This window comes from Haladaptatus rarus (assembly GCF_054177585.1).
The window spans coordinates 25,985-39,862 of sequence record NZ_JBPEHG010000011.1; the positions used below are offsets into that span (position 1 = coordinate 25,985).

Below are 13,878 nucleotides of genomic sequence, written 5' to 3' on the forward strand. Positions count from 1 at the left end.
ACAGTATTAGGATTGTAATGGGAAGCCGGTACGTCGCTGGTCATCCTCTAGGAGGGTCGTGCAGAGCAAGGACCGGAGACGGGGAAGGTCGTATACAGCGATGGTCGCACACCGAAATTGGAGTCAGTCGGAGTTCGTTCGACAGTCACAACCACCAGATTCGAGCAGTGATTCGACCGAATACGACTGGTTACAGGAACGACAGACGACGCGGGTTTCGACGAACACGTCGAACTCCCCGAGGTCGATCCGATCGGTGTTTCGGAGGTTTTCCAGCGTCGTTTCGGTGACGGCAGCTGTTCGGTTCTGGAGTCGGCGTATCGTCTCGGAGCCTTTCTCTAATTGTGACGTTCGCTCACTCGCATTGGATTCGTGGCTCGCGTCCCGATATTTGGTGAGATACGTATGGATCGCCTGATGGGAGACGAAATCCCGTTCAAGTCGGTCGACGTCGACCCCCTGGCGAGTGAGCGAACTTCTCGTCTCGATACGAACACCACTACTGATGTCATCGTCGGTCAACAGGTGATAGGTGTTCTGGACTTCGCCTTCCAACGTCGAGACATCTTCTCGGTTCAGCACGGCACGCAACAGCTCTTGATTGAAGAACTCGGCGAGCTGGCGGAGACTGTACCGTTCTTCGCTTTCCCCAGTCCAGTACGATTCGAGCGTTTCGCCGAGTCCAGTCAGGTCGTACTCTTCGATCAGTCGCCCGACCTTGCTCGTTCGCTGTCCCCTTCCATCGTCGCCCATGGGTGAATGTATCGCACTGACGCCTTTGATTTTCCGGAGTGAATTCGGTCGAAACTGCGATCGGCTTTTTCTGGCTACCTAGGGTGGGACGTCCGTCTGCGAACGCTGGTTCATGTTGATATTGACCTCGATGACGTTGGCCGTCTGCCGAATGAGTTCTGGTATCGTCTCCTCGAACCGGTTCCCACTGAACCGGGTCGCCGGTGCGGAGACGCTTATCGCACCGAGTACCGCCCCATCGCGGTCGCAGATGGGGGCACCGACTGCTCGTAACCCTTCTATCTCCTCCTCGTCGTTGTACGCGTAGCCTCGTTCACGGATGCGTTCGAGTTCTGCGAACAGTTCGTCACGGTCGGTGATCGTGTTGCCCGTCTTTCGAGCCAACCCGTAACGGTCGACGATCTCGTCTACACGTTCTTCAGGAAGGGACGCGAGGATGGCTTTGCCCGTCGCCGAGGAGTGGAGATAGTCCGGCTTCTGGAGTTTGCTCGTTTGATAGTTGCTTCCGACCGCTTTCTCCCCTTTCACCTTGTACAGGTTGACGCTGAGGCCGTGCTGTTCGGTTGCGAGATGGGCGTACTCTCCGGTTTCCTCTGCGAGGCGTTCGAGTTCTGGCTTTCCGGTTTCATACAGCACGTTCTGGTTGCGAACGTACTCTCCGAACAGGAGAAACTGCAGTGACAACGAGTACGTGTTGCCGTCTTGTACGACGAACTTGTTCTCCCGAAGCGTGGCGAGATGGTTGTAGACGGCACTCTTCGACATATCGAGATGATCTGCTAGTTCGGTTACACGTGCGCCGTCCAGTTCTTCCAGTGCGCGAACGATATCGAACGCCCGTGTCACCGTCTTCAGGGTTCGTGGAGAGTCGTTCTCGGCTCGATTTGCCATGTCAATACGTACCAACCGTACTCCCAAAGCTGTTCGTATTTCGTGGAACCGACGATCGAATTCCGAGATCGAGAGCAGGGGTAGCCTTTCCTCTCGATATGTTGCTACGGCGTGTCGACTTCTTCGGTCGAATCACCAATTTTCGACCGATATGAGCGCATTCGACCCGACACAAAGTTACACCGACGTTCGCATTTCGCGAACGCGCCTCTCTCAGATTGAAGGCGTGTCCGGCTCAAATTTGTGTGCTGTTGGTCGATGGAATCGCTGCAGAGACGAAATCGGATGGCAACTCCGCAGGTCTCGTTTCGGTCACTGTCACCCACGCTTTCTCGAAGGGAGAACAGCCGTAAACGGAATTTCGACGTGAGTCTCAACGAAAGCGGTTGGATATGTGTCGTGACAAGATTGGTTTGTGATTGTTAGTGAATTATTCACAAATAGTCGTGATGACTACAATATCTATAATGAATTTCAATAACCTTTATGATGAAACGATGGGTGGTTTTTGCTATGCCAAGCGATAGCAATGGGCGTAACAGTGGCAGGAGTGGCGACACAGGTTCGAATCGGACGTTCGACCGACGCCGATTTCTCGCGGCAACGGCAGCAGGTGTGCCGGTCGCGCTTGCGGGATGTATGGGAGGCGGTGGGGATGGCGATGGGGGTGGCGGTGGTTCGAGTGGCGACGGAAACGGCGGCAAGCCGAAGTCCGGTGGCACGCTCAAGTGGGGCGGTGCGGTTCCGGTACAGAAGTTAGACCCCCACCTGGAGAGTGCTGCCGCGACCAACCGAGTGCTCGAAAACATCACCGAACCGCTCATCCAGCTCGATTTCGACTATTCGCTCAAGCCGCATCTGGCGAAGGATTGGACGACATCGGAGGATAACAAGAAACTGGAGTTCACGCTCCAGAAAGGCGTTAAATTCCACAATGGTAAGGAGATGACTTCCAAAGACGTGCTCGCGTCGTACGAACGAATCTCTAACGGTGAGTATCTCGCGACTGGTTTCTTCGAGTTCGTCGATTCGATGAAAGCCCCCGACGACCAGACCTTCGTGGTACAGCTATCGAAGCCGTTCGCACCCTTCATCTCCCGGATGGCGACGGGAGAGATGCACATCCTCCCCGAGGAACAGACGAAGAAGAAGACGGTCAAACAACCCATCGGGACGGGACCATACAAGTTCGAGAGCCGGGAGATCGAGACGTCGTTCACCATGACGAAGTTCGAGGATTACTGGAACAAGAGCGACAAGAACGGTCCGTTCCTCGACAAGATCGTCAAAAGCGAGATCAAAGACCCGAACGTCCGCCTCCAGTCGTTCCGGGCGAACGAGTACGATTTCATCAACGGTATCCCCCCGAAAGACGTCGAATCACTCCAGAACGACTCGTCGGTGCGCTTCGAGAAGCAGTTCCCGAAGGCGCTCGTCTACCTCGGGATGAACTGCAATAAGAAACCGTTCAACAACAAACACGCTCGCCTCGCGCTCGACTACGCTATCGACAAGAAGAAAGTGACCGAAGCCGCGCTATACGGAACCGGTCAGGCAACTGCGACACCCGCTGCACCGGACAGTCCGTGGGTGAACAAGGACGTCAAGCCGCGACCGCGTAACGTCCAGAAAGCGAAAGAACATCTCAAGAAGGCCGGAATGCCGAACGGGTTCTCCGTCTCGTTCAAGATACCGCAATCCTATCCGACGCAGGTGCAGGGAGCGAAGGTCATCTCCGACCAGGCGTCCGACGCCGGTATCAAGCTCAACATCCAGAAGATCACGTGGAGTACGTGGCTGTCGGACGTGTACAGCAAGCAGAACTTCGAGGCGACGACCAGTTCGTACCTCGCGCTCTACTACCCCGACGTTTCGTTCTACAAGTTCCTTCATCCGGATGGTGCCTTCTTCTTCACCGGCTGGGAGAACCAGGAGTACAACAAACTCGTCGAAGATGCCCGGCACATGTACGACGAGAAGAAACGGGCGGAAAAATACCACAAGGCTACCGAGATCCTTCACGAAGAGCGTGCGGGCCATCTGTTCCTCTGGTGGCAGGCGAACCTCTATGGCTCCTCGACGGACTACAAAGGAAAGATCGGTGCGCCGGACGGTTCGACACTTCGATTCCACGACAACTGGCTCGATCGGTGATCGAGACCTATGTCAATGTACAACTATCTGGCCAGACGGCTGGGGTTCATGACGTTGACCCTGTTGTTCGTGACGCTCATCACGTTCGCCGTGACGACCATCCTTCCGGGTGACGTCGCACTTCTCATCCTCGGGCCGAACGCGACGGAAGAGTCCATCCAGGCGCTCCAGGCACAGATGGGGCTCGACAAGCCGCTCTATCTCCAGTACATCGACTGGGTCTTCGGAATCTTCCAGGGGGACATGGGTACCTCACTGCGCTTCGACGAACCGGTCGTGACGCTCATCGCCCAGAAGTTGCCCAAGTCGCTCATGCTGGCAGCGGCAGCGACACTCATCGCGGTCGTTCTGGCGATTCCGCTCGGCGTCATCGCGGCAGTGAAACAGAACGATCTCCCGGATCTCTTCGCCTCGATGTTCGGGTTCATCGGCATCTCGATCCCGATCTTCCTCTGGGGCCTCGTGTTCATCCTCGTCTTCGCGGTCTGGTTCGATTGGTTCCCGACCGGCAACTACGTCCCGCCGAGTGAAGATCCGATAGGAACCCTGACGCATCTCGTCCTGCCGGCATCGTCGATGGGGTTCGCTCTCACCGCGTACATCATGCGGATGACGCGCTCGTCGATGCTCGAAGTGCTGAACGAAGAGTACGTCAAACTGGCTCGTGCGAAAGGGATGACCCAGCGCGTCATCGTTCTCAAACACGCCCTCCGGAACGCTATCATCCCTGTCATCACGGTCATCGCGTTCCAGTTCAGCTACGCCTTCGGCGGCGTCGTCGTCCTCGAAGAGGTGTTCTTCTGGCCCGGGATCGGTCGACTGACGTTGACCGCGATCCAGAGCCGCGACATCCCTCTGTTACAGGGTTGTATCATCGTCGTCGCACTGATCTACATGATCTCGAATCTCGCCGCAGACATCCTGTACGGTTACTTCGACCCCCGAATACGGTACGGAGGCGGTGAGTGATGGCGACATCGACGTCTTCGGTCACGTCTGCACGGAAAGAACGACTTCTGCGCTTCTCCCGAAAGTTCAGACACAACACCAAAGCGATGATCGGACTCGCCATCGTCCTCGGATTGGTCGTCGTCGCGCTGTTCGCACCGGTCATCGCCCCGTACGCCATCGACAAGACCTCCGTTGAAGACCGAACAGAGGCACCGTCGGTCTCCCACCCCTTTGGCACCGACGACCTTGGGCGGGATATCTTCAGTCGCGTCGTGATGGGAAGTCGGATCTCGCTCTACGTCGGCTTCGGCGCGATATCCGGTGCACTCCTCGTGGGAACGATAATCGGCATCGTCTCGGGCTACTACGGCGGTCTCGTGGACGAGCTGCTGATGCGGCTGATGGACGCTGCGATGTCGTTCCCGCCTATCCTGCTCGCGCTGACCCTGATGGTCGTCCTCGGGCCGGAACTCAACAATGTCGTCCTCGCACTCTCGTTCGTCTACACGCCGTACATCGCTCGTGTCGCTCGGAGCGCAACGCTGTCGGAACGCAACGAAGCGTACGTCGAATCAGCGGTCGCTCGTGGGGAATCGAACTCCTACGTCGTCTTCCGTGAAGTGCTGCCGAACTGCAGCGCTCCGTTGCTGGTGCAGGGGTCACTGAACATCGCGTTTGCGATGCTCGCGGAGGCGAGTCTGTCGTTTCTCGGTCTCGGCGCACAGCCACCGACACCATCCTGGGGGTTGATGATCAACAACGGTCGCGGGTTCATGGAGTCGGCACCGTGGATGATCATCTTCCCTGGCATCGCCATCGCTCTGACGGTTATCGGATTCAACATGCTCGGGGATGGGCTTCGTGACGTTCTCGACCCCAAGGTGGAGGCGATAGAATGACCGACGACACTGGCCACGCTCAGGGGTCGCCGCTGCTCGAAGTGCGGAACCTCAGAACGGAGTTCCCGACCGAAAGCGGAACCGTGGTCGCCGCAAACGACATCTCGTTTTCGCTTGACGCGGGCGAGACGATGGGACTCGTCGGTGAGTCGGGTGCTGGCAAGAGCGTCACCGCTCGTTCGTTGCTCCAACTCATCGACTCGCCGGGGAGGATCTCGAATGGTGAAGTGGTCTATGGCGGCGAGAACCTGCTTACATACTCCGAGAAGGAGATGCGAACGATACGCGGCAACAAGATCGCGCTCATTCCACAGGATCCGATGACCTCGCTCAATCCGGTGCTCACGGTGGGCGAGCAGATCGTCGAGACCATCGTGCATCACCAGGACAAAGAGCGCTCCGCTGCACGTGAGCAGGGGATCGACGTGATGCGGGAAGTCGGCATCCCCGACGCGGCAACACGGTTCGAGGACTATCCACACGAGTTCTCCGGTGGGATGCGTCAGCGCGTGCTCATCGCTATCGGTCTCTCGTGCAAGCCCGACCTCATCATCGCGGACGAGCCGACGACCGCACTGGACGTGACGACGCAGGCGAAGATCCTCGACCTACTCAACGAACTACAAGAGGAGAAGGGGATGGCGATACTGATGATCACCCACAATCTGGGTGTCGTCGCCCAGACGTGTGACCACGTCGGTGTCATGTACGCTGGCAATCTCGTCGAAACGGCGGAGTTGCACGAACTGTTCCGGGAACCACAGCATCCGTACACCCGTGGTCTCATCGACTCCATCCCGCAGACGGACACCAAGTACGACGAACTGCCGACACTGGACGGGTCGATGCCAGACCTCACCGACCTCCCCGATGGCTGTAACTTCGCCCCTCGATGTGAGTTCGCAATCGAAGCGTGCCGGGAGAACGGCGACCCCGCACTCGAACCGGTCGCCGGGACGACCTCGCGCGCTGCCTGTATCCGCACGGACGAGATCGACCTCGGAGAAGGGTACACCCCGACCGTCGCCGGACGTGGCCGCGACGAAGTCGATAGAACCGGCGAACCACTGTTCGAGGTTCGGAACCTGAAGAAGCACTTCTCGGCGGGTGACGGTGTGCTCGGCGAATTGACGCTCACTCGATCCGACGGAGGGTTTCCGAAACTCGAACGTCGTTCCGTCAAAGCCGTCGATGGCATCAGCTTCGACATCTACGAGGGCGAAACCGTCGGCCTCGTCGGTGAAAGCGGGTGTGGGAAATCGACTGTCGCACGCACGGCGATGAAACTCCTCGACCCGACTGCGGGGGAGATATACTTCGAAGGGCGACCACTCCACGAGATGAGCGATTCGAAGGTCAGGAGTCTCCGGCGCGAGATGCAGATCATCTTCCAGGATCCCCACAGCTCGCTCAACCCCCGGAAGACGGTGGGACAGATAATCGGGCGGGCGATGGAGCGCCACGATATCGCCAGCGGTGACGAGAAACGTCGACGGACGCGGGAACTCCTCGAACGTGTCGGCCTCTCGGGTGACGCGCTCCACAAGTATCCCCATCAGTTCTCCGGCGGCCAACAACAGCGGATCGCCATCGCCCACGCGCTCGCCGTCGAGCCGAAACTCATCGTCTGTGACGAACCGGTGTCGGCGCTCGACGTGAGCGTCCAGGCACAGATTCTGAACCTTCTGAACGAGATTCAGGCGGAGTACGGACTCTCCTATTTGTTCATCTCCCATAATATCGGTGTCGTCCAACATATCTGCGACCGTATCGCGGTGATGTATCTCGGGAAGATTGCCGAGTTCGGCACCGTCGACCAGGTATTCTCCGTTCCCTTCCATCCGTACACCGAAAGTCTACTCTCTGCGATTCCGCACGCCGACCCGACGCGAAAGACGAATCGTATCCTGCTCGAAGGTGCCGTCCCCAGTCCGATAGACCCGCCATCGGGCTGTCCGTTCCACACCCGATGTCCCAAGAAGATCGGTGATATCTGTGAGGAGTCGGTGCCGGAGCTAGAAGTGAAAGATGGGGATGGTCATCGTATCTCCTGTCATCTCTCTGTCGAGGAGATGAGCGAGCGACGGACAGTGACTGGCTCGACCGAGGCGGGACATGGAGACTGAGTATCGCTCGAGTCTCCTCTCTCCTATTCTGGAAGAGAGTGAGCATTCTCCAGTACTCGTCGCGAGACGTTTCCAGAATCGGACATTCGTCGAATCGTTACCCAAAAATTTTAGCCATAGCTGTTAATCCAGCACGAGGAGTAGTACCGCTACGGGTGCCGACCTGCTCGACACGAACGGTACTCGATCGGTCGATATCGAACCATTGGACATCGAGCTCGGTCGCCTCCCAGCGAAGAGGGACGTTCCATTGCTAACTCTCCACAGCCCTCTTCCAAAACCCATGTGACGGTGTTTCTACGAGACGAATACGACTCGATAGGTGTGGGGCTGATGCGGTTCGAGACCGATCCTCACTCGTCTTCGAACAGGTCGGATAAACGGTCGTTCACTAGGCAGAGGTATTCATACTTCTCGAAGTAGCACTTGACCGCATGGTGGGGGAAAGAGAGAAGACACGAAGACGCATCGCTCGGAGACCATTCCTCGAATCACTAGCCGGTGGGGTGGCAGGTGGCGTGATCGGTAGGCGAGGTATCGGAACCGCGAGGGCGGTGGAACAGCAGAGCACAGAACAACAGGGGACAACGCAACAAGGAACCACGACCACGCAAGATGACAGATTGAACGTGGCCGGTCGGCATCCGGTCGCCGGAGCACAAGAGGTCGTCGTCCAGGAGAATCATGCCTACGTGGCCGCGACAGGTGTCAGAGAAGGAGATATGGGAGGGAGATTCGGTGCCCTCGTCGTCGTCGATTTCGAAGACCCGACACAACCGCAAACCGTCGCACGTCGGGAACTCCCATCCGAGGAGTTCCCGACACCCAACACGCTGGACGCGAAAGTGGACGGTGACGTCGCTGGACTCGCGAACGACGCAAACTTTCCAGGGCCAGGCGGTGCCGCTTTCTTTGACGTGTCGAACCCTGCGAAGGCGCGACAGCTATCGTTCTACAACGCGAACGCTGGCGTCCACAACCTCTTCATCGATGGTGACCTGGCTTACCTCGTCATCAACGAACCGGAGTTCACGGACTCGAACGGGGACGGGGAAGTCGATCAAGGTCGTATCTTCGGTGACACGGGGATAGAGATCGTCGATATATCCGACCCGGCGCGGCCGGTACGGGCCGGGCGATGGCTGTTGCGAGACGACCTGCCGAAGTTCGCTCGCGCCGGGGTCAGCAACAGTCACGACCTGTTCGTGCAGGATGGTCTCGCCTACGTAGCATACTGGGACGCTGGCGTCATCGTCCTCGACGTGAACGACCCGAGCGACGTGCAAGTCGTCTCCCAGTTCGGCGCTGCTCCCGAGGCGACGAAACAGATCCGACCGTTCGACCTCGGCGGCGACCCCAATTACTTCGATACCGTCTTTCCGAATCGTCGCTTCAATGCCCTGCCCGGAAACGCCCACTACGTCCAACCATCGCCGGACGGCAACCTCGTGTACGTCGGTGCCGAGACGTTTCTGAACCAACCCGGTGGCATCGACATCTGGGACGTGTCGAATCTCGACTCACCAGAGATGGTCGGTACCATCGAAGCACCCGCAGGTGGGATGGATGAGGGCGATGGTGGTGGTGGTGGTGGCGGTGAGATGATTCTCGATCCGGAAGATCCGCAGGTCCTCCGTCGACTGCGTACGTCGCACAACTTCGACGTGACGGCCGACACGCTCTACACGTCGTGGTACGGTGGCGGTGTTCGTGTGTTCGACGTTTCCGATCCATCGAGTCCCAACGAGGTCGGAATCTACAACGCCGAAAACTCCGCGTTCTGGACGGCGGTCCTCGCAGGTAATCAGATCGTCACGAGCGATATCGATCGCGGACTGGTCTTCCTCCAGCGGCCGGGCGGGTGACGACCCGACACTTTTCACGACGAAGTATCAGATAGTCATCCGCAAATCACCGTTTATCGGATGATTACCGATAGATCGGGTCATCGAAAGAACTCCCCTCCCGTGTTAGTGCTCTCGGTCGCGTTCCCAGAAGCCCTATCGCGTGCCTCGTAACAGCTATCGGGATAGGCTAGTCTTAGCAACACCACCCCCTTCGGGCATCTGTCGTCAGGACGAATAAGTGACGGATAACAAAGGCCTTCGCAGTGGTCATGTCGTCCCATCCACAGCGGTTCGTGGGCCGTACTCAGTGATACCATGACACGAACTATCGTCGTCGGACTCGATGGTGCAGGGTTCGAACTCCTCGACTCGTGGCTCTCGGCGGGGGAACTCCCGACGCTCCAACGAATCGTCGAAGAGGGGGTGACAGGCGACTTGCAATCCGTCTTGCCGCCGGTCACCTCTCCTAATTGGAAAGCCTACACGACCGGGAAGAATCCGGGCAAACTCGGCATCTTCTGGTGGTACAACGTCGATACGGACGAACGGCGTGTCTACCGCCCAGCAGACCGCTATCACGACCACACGGAGTACTGGGATCTGCTCGCCGAGCAGGAACGTGTCGGCGTGCTCGGCGTCCCGACCACGTTCCCACCGAAATCGGTCGGCGAAGCGTACGTCTCGGGTGCACCCGACGCCGACGAATCAGGGTTCACCGCTCCACCCGAACTCGAAACTGAACTTCGTGAGCGATTCGACTACCAGATATCGACCCGTCATTCGATGAAATCGGAGACGGCTGCGGCTTACGAGGAAGTCATCGACCGTATCGATTCCCGATTCGAGGCCGGGAGATACCTCCTCGACCAGTACGATCTTTCCTTTCTCCAGTTGACGACGTTCTACATCAACGTCCTGCACCATCACATCTGGGACGATGAGTACACGCTTCGGGCGTGGAAATGCATCGATGACCACCTCGAATCGTTGCTCGACAGCGACACCAACCTCGTCCTGATGAGCGACCACGGCCACGCCGAGATTCGCTCGGTCTTCTATATCAACCGCTGGCTCGAACGTGAGGGGTATCTCTCCTTCGATACTCGCGTCAGTGGAACGCTCCACCAGGCGGGAATCACCGCCGACAGGATCAATCAGGTGCTCACCGAGATGGGGACACACCTTCCGTTCGATCCGCAGTCGGTCGCAGAACAGTACGCCCCTCGAACACTCGTCGACCGACTGCCGAACGAGGATGGCGAGGTCGGACGTGGAAAGCTCGACACGACGAACTGGGTCGAAACCTCCGCTATCGCAAGTGCACAGGGGCCGATCTATCTCACGGTCGATGGCCCGTACTACGAGACGCTCCGCGAGGAACTTATCTCCAGACTGGAACGGCTGACGACCCCGGACGGACGGCCAGTGGCGAACGCAGTCTATCGCGGTGAAGAGGTGTATAGCGGTGCGTACGAGGACGAGTGGCCCGACCTCGTCATCGACAAAGCACCCGACATCCACATCTCCGACACCCTCGGTGGAGATGCGGTGTTCACTCAGTCGCACGATTCGTGGCGTGGCGTGAACACACGAGAGGGACTGTTCGCTGCAACCGGCCCTGCGTTCACGACGGGCAGTATCGAAGACATCTCTATCCTCGATCTTGCACCAACGATTCTCGATCTACACGAACGTTCGATTCCAGACGATATGGATGGAACAGTTCGAACGTCGATCTTCGACGAAGAAACGCCGTACTGATTTCCAAATATTCAGACATGTCCGATTACGTTAATTCACCGTAGAAGTGGCAATGTTTATGTTGCAAACCGTCTTTTTATTGGACGTGTGTCTACCGGAGTAACTGTAACGATTGATCCCCACGTCCACTCTGACGGCTCGTACGACGCCCACGATTCCGTCGAGCTCCTCCTCGAACAGGCGAGCGATATCGGTCTCGATGCCATCGTCATCACCGATCACGACTCCATCGCCGAATCACGCAGAGCGGCGGAACTCGCGCCGGATTACGGCCTGATCGGTATCCCCGGTGTCGAGGTCTCGACAGCAGATGGCCACCTCCTCGCCATCGGTGTCGAGACACAGCCAGAACCTGGACACCCACTTTCGACGACGGTCGAACGCGTCCGGGAACTCGGCGGCATCGCCATCGTTCCACACCCGTTCCAGTGGAGTCGCCACGGCGTCAGGAAACGCAACATCGTCGATTGTGACGCCATCGAAGTGTACAACTCGTGGCTCTTCACGGGGTACAAGAACCGACGGGCGAAGAAATTCGCAGACCAACACGACTATCCCGGTGTCGCCGCGAGCGACGCCCACACCGCCTCGATGGTCGGACGAGCGTACACGGAGTTGACCATCGATTCCGTCTCCTCTATCGACGAGATCGACGCGGAGACCATCGTCGAAGCGTTCAGAGATGGGACGACGCGGATTCGAGGCAAACGAACGCCTATCCCTCTCAGCACCCACCATTACACGAAGGGTGCGAGCAAACGAGCGAACGCCACGCTCACGGCGACGAACCTGAACATCGCAACGCTCCTCACACAGGCCGCGTACGCATTCCATCGAGGAAAGCTGACCAAAGGGACGTTGCTGTTCGGGGCGGCGACGCTCTCGCTACAAGACGACCGCCTCTGGTATCTGGCCGAGGGGATGGTCACCGCGAAGTACCTCACGCGGCGGGTTCCGTGGTCGCTGCTTTAGATTCACGAAAGCCGTTCGTCACCCCGTGTTGTGAATAGTCCGCGGTCGGCGAATACCACGCAGTCGACGACCGAGCCACGTCAGGGCGGCTGCGACGAGATAGTAGGTGACCAGCAGGCCGATCTCCCAGACGTACTTCTCCTGCGGGAGCACCCCATCGAGCGCGTAGACGACGTTCTCCAGTCCCCACGGAGCATCGTAGACGAGCAACATGACGAGATACGCCGGGATGAACAGTAGTCGGTAGAGGACGAAACTGTAGATATCGACGAAGGTCGGGAGGAACCACGTTACGGAGAGAAAGGCGAACACGAGAATCGTCGGGCGGGCCGTCCAGACCGACCGCGTGGCGGTCGTAGTAGACGAATTATCTTCCATAGCTGATCATTCGTCAGCTCGATACTTTACGACATGCCCTGACGCCCGTGACAGGAGGTGGCGTGTCGATCGTGCCATTGACTCCCTGACCGGGTCGTCACTCGACGACGAACGGGTTCGGTTGATCCGGGTTCACGCCGTGGAACACCGGTTCGAACTCGCCGACATTTTCGGGACTTTCGAGAACCTCGGCCATTATCTCGTCTTCGAGGTCGTGAAGCGGATGTGTCGAGTTTCGTCGGGCAGCGATCAACTGGTCGATGTCGTCCGCCTCGATGTACCAGACGAGATAGTCACCGTGGTCCATTCGCTCGATGAACAGAGAGAGCGTCTGGAGGCTCTCTTTCTCCCATATCTCCAGTACTCCTTCTTTCTCTTCTTCCGCCACCGATTTCAGTTCCTTCACGTACTCTTTGGCTCACTCGGGCTTCCCGGGGCGTATCTTCTGTTTTCGCACGAATGGGTCCGTCATGTTCGAATTATTTCTTCTAACCCGACATAAACGTACTTCCCCATCGAGTAACCGTCGCGTCTTCCGAGTCGGAATCACTATTCGAGCCGGACCGTTCGGTCGCTTCCCCGCTTCAGGTGTTCGAGCGCGTCTCGCTCCCGGCGTGAGATCGGGTCATCGGTTCCGAATTCGTCGCTCTCGAACGCGTTCAGCACAGCCACGTCAGCTCGGCGACAGTACTCCACCAACCACTCGGGATCTCCCTGTTCGTGCTGGAACGGAATCGTCGCGTCGTTCACGAACACGGCTCGTGGATTCGACGGTGCGGCCTCGAAGAGTCGCGCTGCTCGCGTGGCGTTCGATCCGGCGAGTCGCTTCGCTTCCGCGACCGTTTCGCTCTCCGCACGCGGTGCGTGCGCGTCGAGGATGCCGTGCCACGCACCAGCCGGTATCGTCGTGAATCGTGACAGTCGGCCACCGAGGAGACGACCATCACATTCAAACTCCGGTGCGAACTCGAACACGACGACCCCTTCACTTCCCACGCCTTCGCTTCCTTCACTCTCGACTCCCGTGCTTTCAATATCAGCTCCCTCGACCCACGTATCGAGCGCTCGTGCCGTCAGACGAGTTTTCCCGACGTTGGATGGCCCGGTGACGAGGGTGGTTCCGTCGAGCGGGAGGGGGAGTGTCAC

12 protein-coding genes are annotated in these 13,878 nt (G+C 58.2%); 7 read left to right on the forward strand and 5 right to left on the reverse strand.

The annotated features are described in order from the left end of the window. Nucleotides 1-123: 123 nt before the first annotated feature. Both rdfA and ACR3FE_RS19655 read right to left on the reverse strand, forming a co-directional pair. A complete protein-coding gene (gene rdfA, locus ACR3FE_RS19650; protein WP_458209221.1) occupies nucleotides 124-753 on the reverse strand; it encodes a rod-determining factor RdfA in 630 nt (209 codons plus the stop codon). 78 nt (nucleotides 754-831) lie between these two features. Beyond that, complete coding sequence (locus ACR3FE_RS19655) at nucleotides 832-1,644, reverse strand: IclR family transcriptional regulator (RefSeq protein WP_458209222.1); 813 nt, start codon at nucleotides 1,642-1,644, stop codon at nucleotides 832-834. A 513-nt stretch (nucleotides 1,645-2,157) separates the two neighbouring features. On the opposite strand from ACR3FE_RS19655, the gene ACR3FE_RS19660 reads away from it, so the two are divergent. The 7 genes from ACR3FE_RS19660 to ACR3FE_RS19690 all read left to right on the forward strand — a co-directional run bounded on the left by ACR3FE_RS19660 (nucleotide 2,158) and on the right by ACR3FE_RS19690 (nucleotide 12,354). Then, on the forward strand, nucleotides 2,158-3,798 hold the full coding sequence (locus ACR3FE_RS19660) for an ABC transporter substrate-binding protein (RefSeq protein WP_458209223.1): 1,641 nt from the start codon (nucleotides 2,158-2,160) through the stop codon (nucleotides 3,796-3,798). A gap of 9 nt (nucleotides 3,799-3,807) precedes the next feature. Beyond that, nucleotides 3,808-4,767, forward strand: a complete 960-nt coding sequence (locus ACR3FE_RS19665; protein WP_458209225.1) for an ABC transporter permease — start codon at nucleotides 3,808-3,810, stop codon at nucleotides 4,765-4,767. Next, entirely contained in the window at nucleotides 4,767-5,648 is an 882-nt protein-coding gene (locus ACR3FE_RS19670) for an ABC transporter permease (RefSeq protein ID WP_458209226.1), read from the forward strand. Before ACR3FE_RS19665 ends, ACR3FE_RS19670 begins: the two co-directional genes overlap by 1 nt. Then, nucleotides 5,645-7,774: a dipeptide ABC transporter ATP-binding protein gene (locus ACR3FE_RS19675; protein ID WP_458209228.1), complete on the forward strand. Its 2,130-nt coding sequence runs from the start codon at nucleotides 5,645-5,647 to the stop codon at nucleotides 7,772-7,774. The genes ACR3FE_RS19670 and ACR3FE_RS19675 overlap by 4 nt, the downstream gene beginning before the upstream one ends. 434 nt (nucleotides 7,775-8,208) lie before the next feature. Further along, nucleotides 8,209-9,639, forward strand: a complete 1,431-nt coding sequence (locus ACR3FE_RS19680) for an LVIVD repeat-containing protein (RefSeq protein ID WP_458209229.1) — start codon at nucleotides 8,209-8,211, stop codon at nucleotides 9,637-9,639. 297 nt (nucleotides 9,640-9,936) lie between these two features. Beyond that, a complete protein-coding gene (locus ACR3FE_RS19685; RefSeq protein WP_458209230.1) occupies nucleotides 9,937-11,382 on the forward strand; it encodes an alkaline phosphatase family protein in 1,446 nt (481 codons plus the stop codon). Between the two features lie 87 nt (nucleotides 11,383-11,469). After that, entirely contained in the window at nucleotides 11,470-12,354 is an 885-nt protein-coding gene (locus ACR3FE_RS19690; protein ID WP_458209232.1) for a PHP-associated domain-containing protein, read from the forward strand. 18 nt (nucleotides 12,355-12,372) lie between these two features. On the opposite strand, the gene ACR3FE_RS19695 is transcribed toward ACR3FE_RS19690, so the two are convergent. From ACR3FE_RS19695 to ACR3FE_RS19705, 3 genes are all read right to left on the reverse strand, one after another. Next, nucleotides 12,373-12,732, reverse strand: a complete 360-nt coding sequence (locus ACR3FE_RS19695; protein ID WP_458209233.1) for a hypothetical protein — start codon at nucleotides 12,730-12,732, stop codon at nucleotides 12,373-12,375. 97 nt (nucleotides 12,733-12,829) lie between these two features. Further along, complete coding sequence (locus ACR3FE_RS19700; protein WP_458209234.1) at nucleotides 12,830-13,138, reverse strand: DUF6176 family protein; 309 nt, start codon at nucleotides 13,136-13,138, stop codon at nucleotides 12,830-12,832. A gap of 143 nt (nucleotides 13,139-13,281) precedes the next feature. Continuing rightward, nucleotides 13,282-13,878, reverse strand: a complete 597-nt coding sequence (locus ACR3FE_RS19705; RefSeq protein ID WP_458209235.1) for a hypothetical protein — start codon at nucleotides 13,876-13,878, stop codon at nucleotides 13,282-13,284.